Source organism: Pseudomonas sp., assembly GCF_049590575.1.
In the GTDB taxonomy this organism is placed as follows: Bacteria; Pseudomonadota; Gammaproteobacteria; order Pseudomonadales; family Pseudomonadaceae; genus Aquipseudomonas.
The window spans coordinates 1-17,631 of the sequence record NZ_JBAWDE010000130.1 but is presented as its reverse complement, the minus strand read 5'-3'; the positions used below and the strand labels follow the sequence as shown (position 1 = coordinate 17,631).

General features: G+C 62.8%; 16 protein-coding genes and 1 pseudogene. 5 read left to right on the top strand and 12 right to left on the bottom strand.

Annotated features, from left to right (window positions below):
• From WBR57_RS10185 to WBR57_RS10165, 5 genes and pseudogenes are all read left to right on the top strand, one after another.
• A pseudogene (locus tag WBR57_RS10185) lies at nt 1-181 on the top strand (precorrin-3B synthase); the annotation flags it as partial.
• On the top strand, nt 174-800 hold the full coding sequence (locus WBR57_RS10180) for a precorrin-8X methylmutase (RefSeq protein WP_424083717.1): 627 nt from the start codon (nt 174-176) through the stop codon (nt 798-800). The pseudogene WBR57_RS10185 and the gene WBR57_RS10180, both read left to right, overlap by 8 nt.
• The gene (locus tag WBR57_RS10175; protein WP_424083716.1) at nt 800-1,531 is read left to right on the top strand and encodes a precorrin-2 C(20)-methyltransferase; all 732 of its coding nucleotides are present in this window, start codon (nt 800-802) and stop codon (nt 1,529-1,531) included. The genes WBR57_RS10180 and WBR57_RS10175 overlap by 1 nt, the downstream gene beginning before the upstream one ends.
• The gene (cobJ, locus tag WBR57_RS10170; protein ID WP_424083718.1) at nt 1,528-3,168 is read left to right on the top strand and encodes a precorrin-3B C(17)-methyltransferase; all 1,641 of its coding nucleotides are present in this window, start codon (nt 1,528-1,530) and stop codon (nt 3,166-3,168) included. Before WBR57_RS10175 ends, cobJ begins: the two co-directional genes overlap by 4 nt.
• A 237-nt stretch (nt 3,169-3,405) precedes the next feature.
• Nucleotides 3,406-4,185: a hypothetical protein gene (locus WBR57_RS10165; RefSeq protein ID WP_424083715.1), complete on the top strand. Its 780-nt coding sequence runs from the start codon at nt 3,406-3,408 to the stop codon at nt 4,183-4,185.
• Here WBR57_RS10165 and WBR57_RS10160 read toward each other — a convergent pair.
• The 12 genes from WBR57_RS10160 to WBR57_RS10105 form a co-directional block, all read right to left on the bottom strand.
• Nucleotides 4,182-4,778 (bottom strand): MarC family protein, encoded by a 597-nt coding sequence (locus tag WBR57_RS10160; protein ID WP_003217330.1) that lies wholly within the window; start codon nt 4,776-4,778, stop codon nt 4,182-4,184. The two genes, WBR57_RS10165 and WBR57_RS10160, sit on opposite strands and share 4 nt — an antisense overlap.
• Before the next feature lie 163 nt (nt 4,779-4,941).
• Nucleotides 4,942-7,713, bottom strand: a complete 2,772-nt coding sequence (locus tag WBR57_RS10155) for a response regulator (RefSeq protein WP_424083714.1) — start codon at nt 7,711-7,713, stop codon at nt 4,942-4,944.
• A gap of 114 nt (nt 7,714-7,827) precedes the next feature.
• Nucleotides 7,828-9,120, bottom strand: coding sequence for a phosphoribosylamine--glycine ligase (gene purD, locus WBR57_RS10150; protein WP_424083713.1), 1,293 nt, complete (start codon nt 9,118-9,120; stop codon nt 7,828-7,830).
• A gap of 20 nt (nt 9,121-9,140) precedes the next feature.
• Entirely contained in the window at nt 9,141-10,748 is a 1,608-nt protein-coding gene (purH, locus tag WBR57_RS10145; RefSeq protein WP_424083712.1) for a bifunctional phosphoribosylaminoimidazolecarboxamide formyltransferase/IMP cyclohydrolase, read from the bottom strand.
• A gap of 82 nt (nt 10,749-10,830) precedes the next feature.
• The gene (gene fis, locus WBR57_RS10140) at nt 10,831-11,151 is read right to left on the bottom strand and encodes a DNA-binding transcriptional regulator Fis (RefSeq protein ID WP_002555375.1); all 321 of its coding nucleotides are present in this window, start codon (nt 11,149-11,151) and stop codon (nt 10,831-10,833) included.
• Nucleotides 11,148-12,161 (bottom strand): tRNA dihydrouridine synthase DusB, encoded by a 1,014-nt coding sequence (gene dusB, locus WBR57_RS10135; protein WP_424083711.1) that lies wholly within the window; start codon nt 12,159-12,161, stop codon nt 11,148-11,150. The genes fis and dusB overlap by 4 nt, the downstream gene beginning before the upstream one ends.
• A 185-nt stretch (nt 12,162-12,346) precedes the next feature.
• Nucleotides 12,347-13,576: a DUF3426 domain-containing protein gene (locus WBR57_RS10130; RefSeq protein ID WP_424083710.1), complete on the bottom strand. Its 1,230-nt coding sequence runs from the start codon at nt 13,574-13,576 to the stop codon at nt 12,347-12,349.
• Nucleotides 13,577-13,606: 30 nt separating this feature from the next.
• Nucleotides 13,607-14,485: a 50S ribosomal protein L11 methyltransferase gene (prmA, locus tag WBR57_RS10125; RefSeq protein WP_424083709.1), complete on the bottom strand. Its 879-nt coding sequence runs from the start codon at nt 14,483-14,485 to the stop codon at nt 13,607-13,609.
• A 184-nt stretch (nt 14,486-14,669) separates the two neighbouring features.
• Entirely contained in the window at nt 14,670-16,031 is a 1,362-nt protein-coding gene (gene accC / locus WBR57_RS10120) for an acetyl-CoA carboxylase biotin carboxylase subunit (RefSeq protein WP_424083708.1), read from the bottom strand.
• Nucleotides 16,032-16,048: 17 nt separating this feature from the next.
• Nucleotides 16,049-16,510, bottom strand: a complete 462-nt coding sequence (gene accB / locus WBR57_RS10115; RefSeq protein WP_017136744.1) for an acetyl-CoA carboxylase biotin carboxyl carrier protein — start codon at nt 16,508-16,510, stop codon at nt 16,049-16,051.
• A gap of 24 nt (nt 16,511-16,534) precedes the next feature.
• Nucleotides 16,535-16,990 carry a type II 3-dehydroquinate dehydratase gene (gene aroQ / locus WBR57_RS10110; RefSeq protein WP_016972516.1) on the bottom strand — a complete coding sequence of 152 codons (456 nt, stop codon included), beginning with the start codon at nt 16,988-16,990 and terminating at the stop codon, nt 16,535-16,537.
• Nucleotides 16,991-17,185: 195 nt separating this feature from the next.
• The coding region (locus WBR57_RS10105) for a methyl-accepting chemotaxis protein (protein ID WP_424083707.1) at nt 17,186-17,631 on the bottom strand (446 nt) is incomplete at its 5' end.

Here is a 17,631-nt window from a genome sequence, read left to right as displayed (position 1 = left end):
TTCCTGCGCAGCGGCGCACGTGGCGCCAGTCACCCTGCTGGCGGTGAGCCCCGGCCACTACGACGTCTATTTTCGCGAGGCAGCCCAGCCCGGTTTCGGCCGGCTGCACGCGCGCACTCTTTCTATTGAAGCGGCGGGCGCCTTGCTGCGCGCCCACCCACGGAGCAACACCGATGATTGATTACATCCGCGACGGTCAGGAGATCTATCGCAACTCCTTCGCCATTATTCGCGCGGAAGCCAAGCTGGACCGGATCCCGGCTGATTTGGAAAAACTCGCGGTGCGCGTGATTCATGCCTGCGGCATGGTCGAGGCAATCGACGGCCTGCAGTTTTCCGAAGGCGCGGGCACGGCTGGGCGCGCTGCGCTGGCGGCCGGCGCGCCGATTTTGTGTGATGCGCGGATGGTCTCCGAAGGCGTGACCCGTACACGCCTGCCGGCCAACAACCCGGTGATCTGCACCCTGCGCGACGACAGCGTGCCGGAGCTGGCGCGCAAGTTGGGCAACACCCGTTCCGCGGCTGCGTTGGAGCTATGGCGCCCGCACCTGGAAGGCAGCGTGGTGGTGATCGGCAACGCGCCGACCGCGTTGTTCTACCTGCTGGAAATGCTCGACGCCGGCGCACCGAAACCTGCGCTGATCCTGGGGTTCCCGGTCGGTTTTGTCGGCGCCGCCGAGTCCAAGGCGATGCTCGCGGCTGACAGCCGGGGCGTGCCGTTCGTGATCATGCAGGGCCGCCTCGGCGGCAGTGCGATGGCTGCCGCTGCGGTGAACGCCTTGGCCACGGAGGTCGAATAATGCAGGCACGCGGACGTTTGATCGGCCTGGGCGTCGGCCCCGGTGACCCGGAGCTGATCACGCTCAAGGCCCTGCGCCTGCTGCGCGAGTCGCCGGTGGTGGCGTACTTTGTGGCCAAGGGCAAGAAGGGCAACGCCTTCGGTATCATCGAGGACCACCTGGTGCCGCAGCAGACCCTGATGCCGCTGGTGTACCCGGTGACCACCGAGGCACTGCCGGCGCCGCTGTCCTACGAGCAGGTGATCAGCGATTTCTATGATACGGCGAGTGTCGACGTGGCGTCGCACCTCGACGCCGGCCGCGATGTGGCGGTGATCTGCGAAGGCGACCCGTTCTTCTACGGCTCCTACATGTACCTGCACGACCGCCTCGCCGAGCGTTACGAAGCGCACGTGATTCCCGGTGTGTGCTCGATGCTCGGCGGCGCCTCGGTACTCGGCGCGCCGCTGGTGTATCGCAACCAGAGCCTGTCGGTGCTCTCTGGCGTGCTGCCCCACGAGGACCTCAAGCGCCGCCTGGCGGATGCCGACGCGGCGGTGATCATGAAGCTGGGCCGCAACTTCCCCAAGGTGCGCCAGGTGCTGGAAGAACTCGGCCTGGCCGGGCGCGCGCTGTATGTGGAGCGCGCGACCATGGCCAACCAGAAAATCGTGCCGCTGGACCAGGTGGAGCCGATGTCTTCGCCGTACTTCTCGCTGATCATCGTGCCCGGTGAACGGTGGCAAGGTTGAGCGGCCCGGCGATTGTCATTCTCGGCCAGGGCAGCCTGGCCACGGCGCGCAAAATCCAGCAGGTTTACCCAGGCGCGTTGATCCACGGACTGGCTGGACGCGTTGACGGCGCGGACCACACCTACAGCGAATTCGGCGCCACCTTGCGCCAGCTTTATCAGCAGGGCACGTCGCTGATTGCGCTGTGTGCGGCGGGTATCGTGATCCGCACCCTGGCGCCGCTGCTGCTGGAAAAAGGCGCAGAGCCCGCCGTGCTGGCCGTGGCGGAAGACGGCAGCGCCGTGGTGCCGCTGCTGGGTGGCCTGGGCGGCGTGAACGTGATGGCGCGCGAGATTGCGGCGGCACTGGAGGTGGCGGCGGCGATCACCACCAGTGGCGAGCTGCGTTTCGGCACCTGCCTGCTCAACCCGCCCACGGGTTACGCGCTGGCCGACCTGGAGCTGGGCAAGCGGTTTGTCTCGGACCTGCTGGCCGGCGAAAGCGTGCGTATCGAAGGAGCCGCGCCGTGGCTGGACCAGGCCAACCTGCCGCAGGATCAGCAGGCGCGCCTGGCGATTCACGTGAGCAGTGCCGAGCGCGAGCCTGCGGCCAACGAATTGCTGATTTACCCAAAAAACGTGTGCGTCACCTGCAAGCCTGGCGCGGACTTGGCCGGGCGTGTGCGCACGGCGTTGCAGGAGGCGGGCATCGCCGTGCAGTCCCTGGCGTGCTTGTTGGCCAGCGACACGCAAATGGCTGAGGCTTCATTGCATGAAGCCGCGTTGGCATTGGGCGTGCCGCTGCGTTTCGCCACGGTAGCGCAAGACGCGGACATCGTGATCACTGTCGCCGAGCAACCGCTGGACCTGTCGCACGTTGGCCGCCCGCGTGGCCGTCTCGCCGTGATCGGCCTGGGCCCCGGCGCTGCCGAATTGATGGTGCCGGCGGTAAAGGCCGAACTGGCGCGCTGCACCGACGTGCTGGGCTACGAAACCTATGTGCGCATGGCCGGCCCGTTTCGCGATGATCAAGTGCAGCACTGCACCGATAACCGCGAAGAGATGCAGCGTGCGCGCCACGCATTCGAGCTGGCCGCGCAGGGGCGGTCGGTGGTGGTGGTCTCATCCGGCGACCCCGGCGTATTCGCCATGGCGGCGGCGGTGATCGAGGCGTTGCATGAGTCCAGTGATGCCGCGTGGCATCAAGTCGACCTGCAAATCCTGCCGGGCGTTTCGGCGTCGCTGGCTACCGCCGCCCAGGCCGGTGCGCCGTTGGGGCATGATTTTTGTGTGATGTCGCTGTCGGACAACCTCAAGCCCTGGTCGATCATCGAGAAGCGCCTGGACCTTGCGTCCCAGGCCGACCTGGCGTTGGCGTTCTACAACCCGATCTCGCGCTCGCGGCCGTGGCAACTGGGGCGAGCCCTGGAAATCGTCGCGCTGCACCGTACCCCTGAAACACCGGTGGTGCTGGGGCGCGACATCGGCCGCCCAGGCCAGACGCTGCGCGTCACCACCCTTGGGCAACTGACGCCCGAGCAAGTGGACATGCGCACCATGGTGCTGATCGGCTCGTCCACTACCTGCGTGTTCCCGCGCGCCGGTGGCGGTGAGTGGGTGTACACGCCGCGCTGGTATGGCGAAAAACCCGCCTCCTGAAAACGCCTTGTTGCAGGCCGGAAAGCTCCGAGTAACGCCGGGTGATGACCCATCGTTGCTCGGGGCTTTTTCTTTTTTCGGCGATGAAACCCGGAAACCCCACAGGTGCACCTCGGTATTGCTGGGTGAGGCTTCCAGAGGTGGCGAGTCGAGCGATGTTTGTCGTCTGGAAAGCCCACCGGCCACTCGACTAGTGTGAGGGTGAGCCCCATGTGGGGTGGTTGTGGAGAATTGAAAATGGAGCGATATCGCAAAAGGATCAACAGTGCGAAAAGGCGCAAGTTGATTGCCGCCTACAAGCTGCCAGGGTCTCCGGGGGCCGGCACCGTCCTGGTGCCGGATGCCGAGGATGACTGCAACGGGGCAGTGGTGAACAACGGGGTGATCTCGTTTATCGAGGGAGTGTCCGCCCTGAACCGTGAGTACATTCGCAAGAGCTACCTGCTTGCCAGTAGCTATGTCAGCGATGTATTGAAGATGCCGCGCGGCACCGAGGCGTGGTACGACGAATTTATCAAAGTGATGATCAGCCTGGGCTGGCTGCCGGTGCGCAGCAGCTTCGAACGGGTGAAAAGCTCGGACAAGGGCCTGACGGTGCAGTTGGCGGCGCTGAATATCATTGCCGCGATGTTGGCCTCGAGTTCGCTGGTCGCACCACTGCTGGGTGCATTGCCGAAGCTGGCGGCGGACGCGTTGAAGGCTATGAAGCAGCAACCGGCTTCATTCGAGCTGTTCAAGCGCAACAGCACGGTGCACCAGGGCGGTGATTTCGGCCTGGCGTCCTGCGCCGAAGCCGATGGCGAAATCATGATGGTGCTGGTGACGTACAGCTGCCACGGTGTGAGCAAACAGGTGGGGCTGCCATTCCTTGAGTGGGACAGCGCTTCATTCGAGGCCTTCAGCGGGCAGACGTGCCTGGTGCTGAGTACCTCGGTGGTCAACGAAAAAACTATCCAGCTGATGCGCGAAAGCGCGGGTGACAAGGTGCAACTGGCGATTGCCAAGTACCGAATCTAAGGCACCAGATAGCCGCGCACACCGGTGAAGATGATTTGCGCGGCGAGGGCGCACACGAACAATCCCATCAACCGACTGACAATCTGCAAGCCCTGGTCACCGAGAATGCGTTCGATACGGTTGGACAGGTACAGCACCACGCCGACCGTGAGGCTGGCCAGGGCGATGCTGAGGATGGCGGTGATCTTGTCATCCCAATGTGGCTGGCTGACGCCCATCACCAGCAGCGCACCGATGGTGCCGGGGCCGACCGTGAGGGGAATGGTCAGCGGCACGATGGTCACGTCCTGCTGCACGTTGTCGGTCTGCACCGCTGACTTGCCCTGCGCCATACCCAGTGCGGAGATGAACAGCACGCTGCCGGCGCCGATGCGGAACGCGTCCACGGTGATGCCGAACACACTGAAAATCACCCGGCCGAACAGGTACAGCAACACGCTCGATACCAGGGTGGCCAACGCGACTTTCCAGGCCAGGCGGCGGCGCTCCTTGCTGGAATAACCACGGGTCAGGCTGATAAAGCAGGACAGCACGAAGAACGGGCTGTAGAGCACCAGCATCTTCAGGTAAACGCTGAATAACACGTGGAGCATGGAGGGTGGCTCGCGGCGGGGAAAAGTGCTGAGAGTCTATCAGGCGACAGCGTTCAATGTGGGAGGGGGCTTGCCCCCGATAGCGGTGTATCAGTCACAGATTGGTTGCCTGACGGACCGCAATCGGGGGCAAGCCCCCTCCCACAATGGGCCGGGTTGCTGGTCAGGGACGCGCGTGTTCGGGCCGCTGCTGACGCTGCGCGACCCAGAATTCCACCAACTCTCGCAGCTGCGACAGCTCTACCGGCTTGGCCATGTGCCCGTCCATTCCGGCCTGGCGTGCGCGCTCTTTGTGTTCCGACAGAATATGCGCCGTCAGCGCCACCACCGGCGTGCGGATGCGCTGATGGCTGACTTCCCACGCCCGCAGTTGCTGGGTAGCAGAGAAGCCGTCGAGGATCGGCATCTCGCAGTCCATCAACACCAGGTCATATCGCTGGGCCTTCATCGCCTCCAGCGCTTCCTCGCCATTGCTGGCGGTGTCTGGGTCGAGGTTGAGCTTGCCAAGCATGCCGCGGATTACCTTGGTGGAAATGCTGTTGTCTTCGGCCACCAGGATGCGGAAATCGCTGGGCACGGTCACAGCCGCAGGCGCGATGGGGACGGCACGCGGCTGCAACGCGCCTTTGCTGCGCTGGGCCAGTTCGTCGGCCAGGGTAGTCTTGAGCGTATAACCCGCCACCGGTTTGGCGAGGATGCGTTTGATCCCGCAGTTGCGCGCGATGATCTTGCTCGGCGCATTGCTGATGCCGGTGAGCATGATCAGCAGGATGTCGTGGTTCAGGCTCGGGTCCTCCTTGATCTTCGCCGCCAGTTGCATGCCGGTCATGCCGGGCATGTTCTGGTCCAGCAGGACCACGTCGAAGTAATCGCGCAGGTGCGCCTTGGTGCGCAGCAGCGCCAGGGCTTCCTTGCCCGAAGGCACGGCACTGACGTTGAGGCCCCAGGCGGTGCATTGCTGCACCAGCACCTTGCGGCAGGTGTCGTTATCGTCCACCACCAGCACGCGTGCGTCCTTGAGCGGGCCGTCGAGGTCGGACGTCGGGTGTTCCAGGCGTTCCGGGTCCAGCGGCAGCGTCAACCACAGGGTGCTGCCTTGGTGGGCACCGCTCTTGATGCCGAACTCGCCGTTCATCAACAGGATCAACTGGCGCGCAATCACCAGGCCCAGGTGGCCGCTCAAACGGGTGGCCGAGAGGAAATTCTTGCTGTGCAACTCGCTGTGCAGCAGGGCGTCGCGCTCGGCGGCTTCCATCGGCAGGCCGCTGTCCTGGACGGCAATGCGCAGGCGCGGCTTGGTGCTGCGGTCGTCCAAGGCGACCACGATCAGCACTTCACCTTCATCGGTTTTTTGCAGGGCGTTTTCCAGCAGGCTCAACATCGCCTGGCGCAGGCGGGTCGGGTCGCCGCTGATCACGCGGGGCACCTGGGGCTGGATAAAGCTGATCAGCTCGACATTCTGCTGCTCGGCCTTGGCGCGGAAGATGCTCAGACAGTCATCGATCAGCGCATTGAGGTCGAATTGCACGTCGTCCAGCTCGATCTGCCCGGACTCGAGCTTGGAAATATCGAGGATTTCGTTGATCAGCGTGAGCAGCTCATTGCCGGCGCTGTGGATTGTTTGCACGTAGTCGCGCTGCTTCACCGACAGCGGCGTGCCCAGCAGCAGCTCGGTCATGCCCAGCACGCCGTTCATGGGGGTGCGGATTTCGTGGCTGATCTTCGCCAGGAACTCGGCCTTGGCCGCGATTTCTGCGTTGCTGGCGGCCAGGTCGCGGCTGAGGCTGAAGCGTGCCTCGACTATCGCGCGCTGGCGTTCGCCCAGGGCCAGGCTCATCAACAGGCCGCTCACGCAGATGAACGCCAACAGCGTGATGATCAAGCCTTGCGGCGAGACCATCGTCAGGCCAAGAAGGGCCGGCAGGATGATCAGCGTGCCGATGTTGAACACCACCATTGCCGCCACGAACAGGCGTGCCGGGCGGTAGCCTTTTTGCCAGTGGCAGGCCGAGACAAACAGCATGCTCAAGCCGGCCAGGGCCACCAGCGCATAGGTGATGATGTTCAGCGGCAGGGTGTTGACGAACAACAGCAACAGGCCGCACAGCACGATAAACAGAATATCGACCATCAGCAGCTTGTTCAGCGGGTGCGGGCCAAGAGGCATGAAGAAGCGGTAGGCAAACATCAGCCCACAGGGCGCGGTCAGCAGCAGGGCGAGGTAGGCGCCCGGGGTCTGGATCGCGTGCCAGTTCGGCAACCAGGGGCCTGCCAGGTTGAGCAGCAGCACCAGGCTCAGCATCAGCAGCAGTTCGCAGGCCGCCAGCCATAGGCTGCTGCGCGAGCGGTGGTAGGCGAAGCGCGTGAGGTTGTGCAGGATCAGCATCAACAGGCAGCCGAACAGCAGGCCGTAGATCAGCGTCTGGGTCTGGTCGGCGGCGGCCAGTACCGCCGGTTCAAGGGTGATGTAGGGGCGCAGTTCGTGTTCCGAGACCAGGCGCAGGTAGACCTCGAGGGGCTTCTGGCTTTGGGGCATCGGCAGCATGAAGTCGCTGCTGGGCAGCGGGCGCTCGGCCTGGGGCTGGCGGGTGCCGGTGCTTTGCTGTTCGACCAGGGTGTCGCCGTCGAGCACGTAGAGGCTCAGGTGCGCCAGGTCCGGCGCGAATACCCGCAGCACTTGCTCGTGCTTGCCGGGTTGCAGCTTGAAACGTACCCACAGCGCACCGTCCGGCTCCGCGGCGGTAATGCGGTCCAGTTCGATGGGGCTAAATTGATTGGTGTAGCGCGAGGAACGGATGTCGCTCAGTTGCAGGTCGGCCTGTTCATCAAGCAATACTGCCCAGCCACTGCCTTGCGCGGCGGCCTGGGCCGGAAACAAGCAGAGCAGTGCCAGCAGACTGACAGTGAAACCTATGGCGATCCTGAGCCAGCGCACGGCGAAATCCCTTCGTAGGTTGATGCACGGGTTAACTATGCGCGGGGTGGCATGTGTACGGCAAGGGCCAGAGGCCCTTGCCTAACCGAACGGATAGCTACGGACTACAACGACTTACTGGCTTTCGCCACGCTCACGTGCAATGGCGCGATAGCCGATGTCGGTGCGGTAGAAGCAGCCTTTCCAGTCGATTTTTGCCGCCAGCTTGTACGCTTGTTGTTGCGCAGCGTCGACACTGGCACCCATTGCGGTGGCGCACAACACACGGCCACCCGCGGTTACAACTTTGCCATCCTTGAGCGCGGTGCCTGCATGGAACACCTTGCCTTCCAGCGTAGCAGCCGCGTCCAGGCCTTCAATCACATCGCCCTTGGCGTAATCGGCAGGGTAACCACCGGCTGCCAGCACGATACCGACGCTCGGGCGCGGGTCCCATTGCGCTTCGACCTTGTCCAGGGCCTGGGCCAGCGCGGCTTCCACCAGCAGCACCAGGCTCGACTGCAGGCGCAGCATCACCGGTTGGGTTTCCGGGTCGCCGAAGCGGCAGTTGAACTCGATGACTTTCGGGTTACCGGCTTTGTCGATCATCAGGCCGGCGTAGAGGAAGCCGGTGTACACATTGCCTTCGTCGGCCATGCCGCGCACGGTCGGCCAGATCACCAGGTCCATCACGCGCTGGTGCACTTCAGCGGTCACCACCGGGGCCGGCGAGTAAGCCCCCATGCCGCCGGTGTTCGGGCCGCTGTCGCCATCGCCGACGCGCTTGTGGTCCTGGCTGGTGGCCATCGGCAGTACGTTCTTGCCGTCGACCATCACGATAAAGCTGGCTTCTTCGCCGTCGAGGAATTCCTCGATGACCACGCGCGAACCCGCGTCACCAAAGGCGTTGCCGGCGAGCATGTCGCGCACGGCGTCTTCGGCTTCCTGCAGGGTCATCGCCACGATCACGCCTTTACCGGCCGCCAGGCCGTCGGCCTTGATCACGATCGGCGCACCGACCTCACGCAAGTAAGCCAGGGCCGGCTCGATCTCGGTGAAATTCTGGTAGTCGGCGGTCGGGATCTTGTGGCGCGCCAGGAAGTCCTTGGTGAACGCCTTGGAGCCTTCCAGTTGGGCAGCGCCAGCCGTCGGGCCGAAGCAATCCAGGCCGCGGCTGCGGAACAGGTCTACAACGCCGGCAACCAGTGGCACTTCCGGGCCGACGATGGTCAGGGACACATTCTTTTCAGCAAAGTCTGCCAACTGCTCAAGGGCCAGCACGTCGATAGCCACGTTCTCGCACTTGGCTTCAATGGCGGTACCGGCGTTGCCGGGGGCTACGAAGACTTTCTGGACGCGTGGGTCCTGGGCAACTTTCCAGGCCAGTGCGTGTTCACGGCCGCCGCTGCCAATGATCAAAACATTCATTTCAAAAACCTCAAATTCTGTTAGTGGCGGAAATGGCGCATGCCGGTAAAGACCATGGCAATGCCGGCCTCATCAGCCGCTGCAATCACTTCTGCATCACGCATCGAACCGCCCGGTTGGATCACGGCGGTAACGCCGGCTTTCGCGGCGTTATCCAGGCCGTCACGGAACGGGAAGAACGCGTCGGAAGCCATCACCGAGCCCGCAACCTGCAAACCGGCGTGCTCAGCCTTGATCGCGGCGATACGGGCCGAGTTCACGCGGCTCATCTGGCCGGCGCCGACGCCGATGGTCTGGCGGTTCTTGGCGTAGACGATGGCGTTGGATTTAACGTATTTGGCGACTTTCCAGGCGAAGATCAGGTCGTTGATCTCTTGCTCGGTCGGCGCGCGCTGGGTCACGACTTTGAGGTCTTCGCTGCCGATCATGCCGATGTCGCGGCTCTGGACCAGCAAGCCGCCGTTGACGCGCTTGTAGTCCCAGGCAGCGGCGCGGTCCGCCGACCACTCGCCACAGGCCAGCAGGCGCACGTTGGCTTTGGCAGCCACAATCGCGCGGGCTTCTGCGCTGACGGAAGGGGCGATGATGACTTCGACGAACTGGCGCTCGACGATGGCTTTGGCGGTCTCGGCGTCCAGCTCGCGGTTGAAGGCGATGATGCCGCCGAACGCGGATTCGGTGTCGGTGGCGTAGGCCAGTTCGTACGCCTGGCGGATACCGCCTTCAGCGTCCGGGCTCACGGCCACGCCGCACGGGTTGGCGTGCTTGACGATCACGCAGGCCGGCTTGACGAAGCTCTTCACACATTCCAGCGCGGCGTCGGTGTCGGCCACGTTGTTGTAGGACAGCTCTTTGCCTTGCAGTTGGGTCGCGGTGGCGATGCCGACTTCGGCCGGTTTGGCTTCCACGTAGAACGCCGCGCTCTGGTGCGGGTTCTCGCCGTAGCGCATTTCCTGGGCCTTGATGAACTGGCTGTTGAACGTGCGCGGGAACTGGCTGCGGCCTTCGGTGCTGAGGGTGTCAGCCGCCTGGTTCACGGTGCCCATGTAGTTGGCGATCATGCCGTCGTAGGCGGCGGTGTGTTCGAACGCCTTGAGCATCAGGTCGAAACGCTGGGCGTAGGTCAGGCCGCCGGCTTTCAGGCTTTCGAGCACTTGGGCGTAGTCGCTGGCGTTGACCACGATGGCCACGTCTTTGTGGTTTTTGGCTGCCGAGCGCACCATGGTCGGGCCGCCGATATCGATATTTTCGATGGCGGTCGGCAGGTCGCAGCCTGGCTTGTTGATGGTGGCTTCGAACGGGTAGAGGTTAACGGCGACCAGGTCGATCGGCTTGATGCCGTGCTCGGTCATGATCGCGTCGTCAATGCCGCGACGGCCGAGGATGCCGCCGTGGATTTTCGGGTGCAGGGTCTTGACCCGACCGTCCATCATTTCTGCGAAACCGGTGTAGTCCGCAACTTCTACTGCGGCCACGCCGTTGTCCTGCAGCAGTTTGAAGGTCCCGCCCGTGGAGAGGATTTCCACGCCCAGGGCTTCCAGCTCCCGGGCAAATTCGAGGATCCCGGTCTTGTCGGAAACACTGATCAAGGCGCGGCGGATCGGCAGGCGGGTAGTCTGGTCGGTCATTTCAATTTCCATCAAAAGCAAAGGAGTCAGCAAAAAAGGCGTCCGTTTTTTACGCGGGCGCCTTTCTGGTTTGATTGAATGCTTACAGCAAATCGTACTGCTTGAGCTTTTTGCGCAAGGTGCCACGGTTGAGGCCCAGCAGCTCACTGGCTTTGGTCTGGTTGCCCTTGACGTAGTTCATCACGCTTTCGAGCAAGGGCGCCTCGACTTCGGAGAGCACCAGGTTGTACACGTCCGTGACGGAAGCGCCCTCAAGGTGGGCGAAATAATTGTGCAGCGCCTTCTCGACACTCCCGCGAAGGGTCTGGCCTTCTTCGCTCGGCGTGTTGAGGTGCTGTTTCAAATTGACGTTGTCGCTCACGGGTGTTGTTCCACTCACTAAAGTCTCAGTCATCATCGTCATGCGGCCACCCCCTCTCCGTCCCCTGTCCCCAGGCTCTTGTAACGCTCGCTGAAGAACTCACGAACATTGGCGCACTGTGCTTCCGTCTCATCCAAACGATTGAAGTGGGCGCGAAACTCCTTGGCGCCCGGCAAGGTTGCGAGATACCAGCCGACATGCTTGCGAGCAATGCGAACTCCCATCACGTCTCCGTAGAAGGCGTGCAGGGCGGCCAGATGCTCTAGCAGAATACGTTCCACCTCGATCAGCTCCGGTGCCGGCAAGACTTCGCCGGTACGCAGAAAGTGTTCGATCTCACGAAAAATCCACGGTCGCCCCTGAGCGGCCCGGCCAATCAACAGGCCATCGGCACCGGTGGCGTGCAGCACGCGCCGGGCTTTCTCGGCTGAATCGATATCGCCATTGGCAAACACCGGCATCGACACCGCCTGCTTGATCGCGGCGATGGTGTCGTACTCGGCTTCACCGGTGTACAGGTCGGCGCGGGTGCGGCCATGCACCGCCAGCGCTGTAATGCCTGCCTGTTCGGCGATCTTCGCCACCGTCAGGCCGTTCTTGTTGTCCCGGTCCCAGCCGGTACGAATCTTCAAGGTGACCGGCACATCCACTGCGGCGACAACGGCCTGCAGGATCTCGGCTACCAACTGCTCATCTTTCAACAGCGCGGAACCGGCGGCCTTGTTGCAGACCTTCTTGGCCGGGCAGCCCATATTGATATCAATGATCTGTGCGCCCAACTCCACGTTGGCTCGGGCCGCATCCGCCAGCATCTGTGCATCACCACCGGCGATCTGTACCGAGCGGGGCTCGGGATCACCTTCGTGGATCATGCGCATCCGCGATTTGCGGGTGTTCCACAAGCTCATGTCGCTGGTGACCATTTCCGAGACTACTAGACCCGCGCCCAAACGCTTGCACAGCTGACGAAAGGGCTGGTCGGTGACGCCCGCCATGGGAGCGAGAATCAAGCCGTTCTGCAATGTATATGGGCCGATGCGTACCGCCGACATAGGACTTCCCTGTTGTGGGGCCGGATCATTAGAGTTCGAAAAAGGGTTGGCATGATACCCGCTCTCGATGACTGGATAAAGGCTGAATTGGATAAAATCTGAACAGTTATTTCTTTATCGCCACCGGTTTGGTTGCGCAAGGCTCAGTCAAGAATCTGCCGTCAAGCCTCGATGCATGCACCGATTCACTCGGGCGAGTGAAAGCTCAGGCTGTAATTCACGGCTTTGTTGCCTGGGTCGAGGATATCCAGGGAGATATGGATCGGGGTCTGCGATGGCATTTCGCTCACGCCGGCCAATTCGCCGCTCAGGTATTCCGCAGGTTTGAACCGGCGACTGGCGATCAGGCTGCCGTTCATGTCGGCAAAGCGCAGCTCCAGCAGCGGAAATGGCTGGGAGAACACCGCGCGGTTGTAGATGATCGCGTCCACCACCAGCGCCCCGGCGAATTCCGGGTGGCTGCGCACCACCAGGTTACTGCTCTTGATATGGGCAATATCGACCCGCGATGGCACGGTGCAGCCCAGTGTGGGGCACAGCTCCTGGAACCACGGGCGGTAGGCGTCCTGGCGGGCCAGTTCGTCGAATTGGTAGGCGATGTACTGGCCAGCCAGGCCAGCGGCGGCGATCAGTACCAGCAGCAGCCAGACCAGGCGACGGCCCAGGCTCGACGGGCGTTTCTGCGCGTAGAGGTGCAGCGGGTCGTCTTCCAGGTCCTGAAGCACGTCATCGTGAGCACCGGGTTCGGCGCGCACGCGCTTGCGACGAGGCGCGGGTCGCTCCTCGGGTTGCGGTTCTGCGGCCTGGGTCAATGGAGTGAACGGCGGATCGCGATCGTCCTCGTCATCCTGCGTGGAGCGCAGCGTGGGCTCGTCGTCGATGTCGTCGGTGTGACGCGACATTGAGGGTTCGGTACGCTGCCGGGAAGCAGGGGGGGCGGCCTCCAACGCTTGCGCGCGTTCCTCGGGCGGTTCGCTGAACAGGCTGGCGGCCCACTGTTCTTCCTCGGCCTTGACGCTGTTGCGGCTGGCGCTGAGGGCCTCTTCCTTTTGCCGGCGGTCGGTGCTCGCCTGGCGGCGCTCGGCAGTCGGCTGGGTAGGCTGAATCTCGCGGCGTTCCAGTTTGGCCAGTTCCTCGTCGAGGTCCAGGTTGTCCAGGTCCAGCTCTTCGGCGGTCCATTGTTTCTGGCTGATTGCGCGGGGAGGCTCGGGAATCGGATCGGCGATGATCGAAGATTCAGGTTCCGGCACGGGCGAGCTGGCTTGCGCGCGCTGCTCGAGCAACTGGCGAACGGCGTTGAACACCTGCAGGCACGAGCCGCAACGCACCACGCCGCGGGCCACGCTCAATTGAGCGTGGTTCACGCGAAAGCGCGCTTGGCAATGTGGGCACTGAGTGACGAAACTGTCGGTCATGCGGCCATCCGATTCAGGCAAGCGCTCATTCTAGCGCCGACGCCCGCTGATGCGTACCCAGCCATCGCGGTTGGCGATCGGGTCCAGGTCGAAATCCTTGGCGTAGGCGGCAGCCACGTCTTCCCCCTGTTCGGCGAGGATGCCCGAGAGTGCCAGGCGGCCACCCGGCTTGACCAGGCTCGACAGCTGCGGCGCCAGGGACACCAGCGGGCCTGCGAGGATATTGGCCACCAGCACATCGGCCTGCACCTGGGGCAATTGCTCCGGCAGGTAGAGTGGGAATTTGCCTTCAGGAATGTTGTTGCGCCCGGCGTTGTCGCGGGAAGCTTCCAGGGCCTGCACGTCGATGTCGGTGCCCACGGCTTCCTTGGCGCCCAGCAGCAGGGCGGCAATGGCGAGGATGCCCGAGCCGCAGCCGAAGTCCAGCACATGGCTGTCGATCAGGTCCTGGCCGTCCAGCCATTCCAGGCACAGCGCGGTGGTGGGGTGGGTGCCGGTACCGAAGGCCAGGCCCGGGTCGAGCAGCAGGTTGACTGCTTCCGGTTCCGGGGCGGCGTGCCAGCTCGGCACGATCCACAGGCGCTGGCCAAAACGCATCGGCTGGAAGTTATCCATCCAGCTGCGTTCCCAGTCCTGGTCTTCGATGATTTCGCTGTGGTGCTCGGGCAGCGGGCTGCCGGTGAGCAGTTCCATGTGGGCCAGCACGCTGGCGGCATCGGTGCCATCTTCGAACAGGGCCAGCAAATGGGTGTGGGACCACAGCGGGGTGGTGTTGAGTTCAGGTTCGAAGATCGGTTGGTCTTCGGCGTCCATGAAGGTCACCGAGACGGCGCCGACTTCGAGGAACGCGTCTTCGTAGGTTTCGGCTTGTTCTGGGCTGATGGCGAGACGGACTTGCAGCCAAGGCATGGCGGGCACCTTTGAAAAAATGAATGTGCGACCGGCGGGGTCGCGAAAGGGCGCAAGTTTACGCGAGCGGCGTGCAGAAGACGACATACGCAGATCAAATGTGGGAGGGGGCTTGTGCACATCTGCAAAATAGGGGGGTACAAACAACAAAGCCGCCCGAAGGCGGCTTTGTTGGGTGGAGCACTTACTGGTTGGCCAGCTTGTGTTCCAGGTAGTGAATGTTCACACCACCTTCGCAGAAGCCTTCATCACGAACCAGGTCCCGATGCAGCGGGATGTTGGTCTTGATGCCGTCGACCACGATTTCGTCAAGGGCGTTGCGCATACGGGCCATGGCCTCGTCGCGGGTTGCGCCCCAGGTGATCAGCTTGCCGATCAACGAGTCGTAGTTGGACGGAACCTTGTAGCCGCTGTACAGGTGCGAATCCACACGTACGCCGTTGCCGCCGGGCGCGTGGAAATGCTTGACCAGGCCAGGGCTTGGGATAAAGGTTTTCGGGTCTTCGGCGTTGATCCGGCACTCGAGCGAGTGGCCGTGGAGCTTCACGTCGTCCTGGGTGAAGGACAATACGTTGCCGGCGGCGATGCTGAGCATCTCCTTGACGATGTCGATACCGGTGACCATCTCCGACACCGGGTGCTCTACCTGCACGCGCGTGTTCATCTCGATGAAGTAGAAACGGCCGTTCTCGTAGAGGAACTCGAAAGTACCCGCGCCACGGTAGTTGATGTCGATGCACGCCTTGACGCAGCGAGCCAGCACTTCCTGGCGGGCCTTTTCATCCAGGCCCGGCGCCGGCGCTTCTTCCAGTACCTTCTGGTGACGACGTTGCAGCGAGCAATCGCGGTCGCCCAGGTGGATGGCGTGGCCCTGGCCGTCGGACAGTACCTGCACTTCCACGTGACGTGGGTTGGTCAGGTACTTCTCGAGGTAGACCATCGGGTTGCCGAACCAGGCAGCCGCTTCGGAGCGCGTCTGCTTGGCCGCTTCGATCAGCTCTTCTTCCTTGTGCACCACACGCATGCCGCGACCACCACCGCCGCCGGCGGCCTTGATGATCACCGGGTAACCGACTTCGCGACCAATGCGCAGAGCGGTTGCCTCGTCTTCAGGCAGTGGGCCGTCGGAACCAGGAACGGTTGGCACGCCGGCCGCGATCATCGCATCCTTGGCCGAGACCTTGTCGCCCATCAGGCGAATGGTTTCGGCTTTCGGGCCGATGAAGGCAAACCCGGATTTTTCCACCTGTTCGGCGAAATCGGCGTTTTCCGCGAGGAAGCCGTAGCCCGGGTGGATGCCATCGGCGCCGGTCACTTCAGCCGCGGCGATGATGTTCGAGACTTTCAGGTACGAGTTCGTGGCCAGTGGCGGGCCGATGCAAATGCTTTCGTCCGCCAGTTTCACGTGCATCAATTCGGTATCGGCCGTCGAGTAAACAGCGACGGTCTTGATGCCCTCTTCCTTACAGGCGCGCAGGATACGCAGCGCGATCTCGCCGCGGTTGGCGATCAGGACTTTTTGCAGTTTCTTCGCAGGTTTCAACATCGAAGGCGCTCCGCGGTTCAAACGATGGTGAACAGCGGCTGGTCGTACTCAACCGGCTGACCGTTTTCTACCAGGATGGATTCGATGACGCCGGCTTTTTCAGCCGTGATGTGGTTCATCATCTTCATCGCTTCAACGATGCAGATGGTGTCGCCCACTTTCACGGTTGCGCCGACTTCAACGAAGGCTGGCGAGGTCGGTGCCGGAGTGCGGTAGAAGGTACCGACCATTGGCGACTTGACCACGAAACCGTTCAGCGCAGGAGCAGCCGGGGCGGCAGGTGCAGCGGCAGCAGCCGGAGCGGCGGCCGGAGCAGCAGCAGGTGCCGGTGCTTGCATCTGTGGCGCGTAGAACTGTTGGGCCGGGGTCTTGCTGTGACGGCTGATCCGTACGGACTCTTCGCCTTCCTTGATTTCCAGCTCGTCGATACCGGATTCTTCCAGCAGCTCGATCAGTTTCTTAACTTTACGGATATCCATGAATCATCAACTCCCAAGGGTCGGTCAGGGGCGCTTGGCCGGTTGTTCAATGTGTTCCAGGGCGGCCTCCAGGGCCAGTCGGTAACCGCTGGCGCCAAGGCCGCAGATCACGCCTACCGCTACGTCGGAGAAGTAGGAGTGATGGCGGAAAGCTTCGCGTTTGTGCACGTTGGACAAATGCACTTCGATGAATGGGATGCTCACCGCCAGCAACGCGTCACGTAATGCAACACTCGTGTGCGTAAAAGCGGCGGGATTGATCAGGATAAAGTCCACGCCTTCGCCGCGCGCGGCATGGATGCGATCAATCAATTCGTACTCGGCGTTGCTTTGCAGGTACAGCAAATGGTGGCCGGCTTCACGGGCCCGGCGTTCCAGATCGAGGTTGATCTGGTCCAGGGTCACTGCCCCGTAGACGCCCGGTTCGCGGGTGCCGAGCAGGTTCAGGTTGGGTCCGTGAAGAACCAGTAAGGTCGCCATCGGCTGTTCCTTGTTATTGAAGTGGGTACGGCAGAACCCGGCGACTATGCCGCAAAGCCTTTGTGACTGTCCAGTTCTATGCAGTAGCCAGCACGATTAGCGAGGATAGCGCAAAATTTGTGACTGGGGCCCGAAATCCGGTCATTGGTGACACTGCTTCAACCCTATGGAGATCAAATGTGGCAGGAGATCGGCTCAGACGCGAAACGCCTGCACGGCGGTATTCAACTGCCCACCCAGCACCAACAGGTGTTCCCCCTGGCGTCGCCCTTGCCCGATGCGCAGCAAATTATCCTCACCCAATTGGTGAATTCGCTCGCTGTTGTCGCGAATTTCGCTAACGGCGCCGCTCTGTTGTGCGGTCACATCGGCAATGCGCACGGCGGTGTCGGAAATGGTCTGGATCGCGCCGACGATTTCATCCAGCGCGCCGTCTGCTGCCTGGGCTTGCTGGGCGGTGGCCTCGGCGTGCTCGACCTGGGCGCGCATGCCTTCCACCGATTGATGCGCGGCGCTTTGCAGGCCGGCGATCAGGCCCTGGATTTCGGCGGTGGCGCCGGCCGTGCGTTGGGCCAGGGAGCGCACTTCATCGGCGACCACCGCAAACCCACGCCCGGCTTCACCGGCGCGCGCGGCTTCAA

Excerpts from the sequence above, each read along its gene's own strand:
- WBR57_RS10180 (WP_424083717.1), top strand. The coding sequence starts at position 174 with ATGATTGATTACATCCGCGACGGTCAGGAGATCTATCGCAACTCCTTC.
- WBR57_RS10175 (WP_424083716.1), top strand. The coding sequence starts at position 800 with ATGCAGGCACGCGGACGTTTGATCGGCCTGGGCGTCGGCCCCGGTGAC.
- WBR57_RS10165 (WP_424083715.1), top strand. The coding sequence starts at position 3,406 with ATGGAGCGATATCGCAAAAGGATCAACAGTGCGAAAAGGCGCAAGTTG.
- WBR57_RS10160 (WP_003217330.1), bottom strand. The coding sequence starts at position 4,778 with ATGCTCCACGTGTTATTCAGCGTTTACCTGAAGATGCTGGTGCTCTAC.
- purD (WP_424083713.1), bottom strand. The coding sequence starts at position 9,120 with ATGAATGTTTTGATCATTGGCAGCGGCGGCCGTGAACACGCACTGGCC.
- purH (WP_424083712.1), bottom strand. The coding sequence starts at position 10,748 with ATGACCGACCAGACTACCCGCCTGCCGATCCGCCGCGCCTTGATCAGT.
- fis (WP_002555375.1), bottom strand. The coding sequence starts at position 11,151 with ATGACGATGATGACTGAGACTTTAGTGAGTGGAACAACACCCGTGAGC.
- dusB (WP_424083711.1), bottom strand. The coding sequence starts at position 12,161 with ATGTCGGCGGTACGCATCGGCCCATATACATTGCAGAACGGCTTGATT.
- WBR57_RS10130 (WP_424083710.1), bottom strand. The coding sequence starts at position 13,576 with ATGACCGACAGTTTCGTCACTCAGTGCCCACATTGCCAAGCGCGCTTT.
- prmA (WP_424083709.1), bottom strand. The coding sequence starts at position 14,485 with ATGCCTTGGCTGCAAGTCCGTCTCGCCATCAGCCCAGAACAAGCCGAA.
- accC (WP_424083708.1), bottom strand. The coding sequence starts at position 16,031 with ATGTTGAAACCTGCGAAGAAACTGCAAAAAGTCCTGATCGCCAACCGC.
- accB (WP_017136744.1), bottom strand. The coding sequence starts at position 16,510 with ATGGATATCCGTAAAGTTAAGAAACTGATCGAGCTGCTGGAAGAATCC.
- aroQ (WP_016972516.1), bottom strand. The coding sequence starts at position 16,990 with ATGGCGACCTTACTGGTTCTTCACGGACCCAACCTGAACCTGCTCGGC.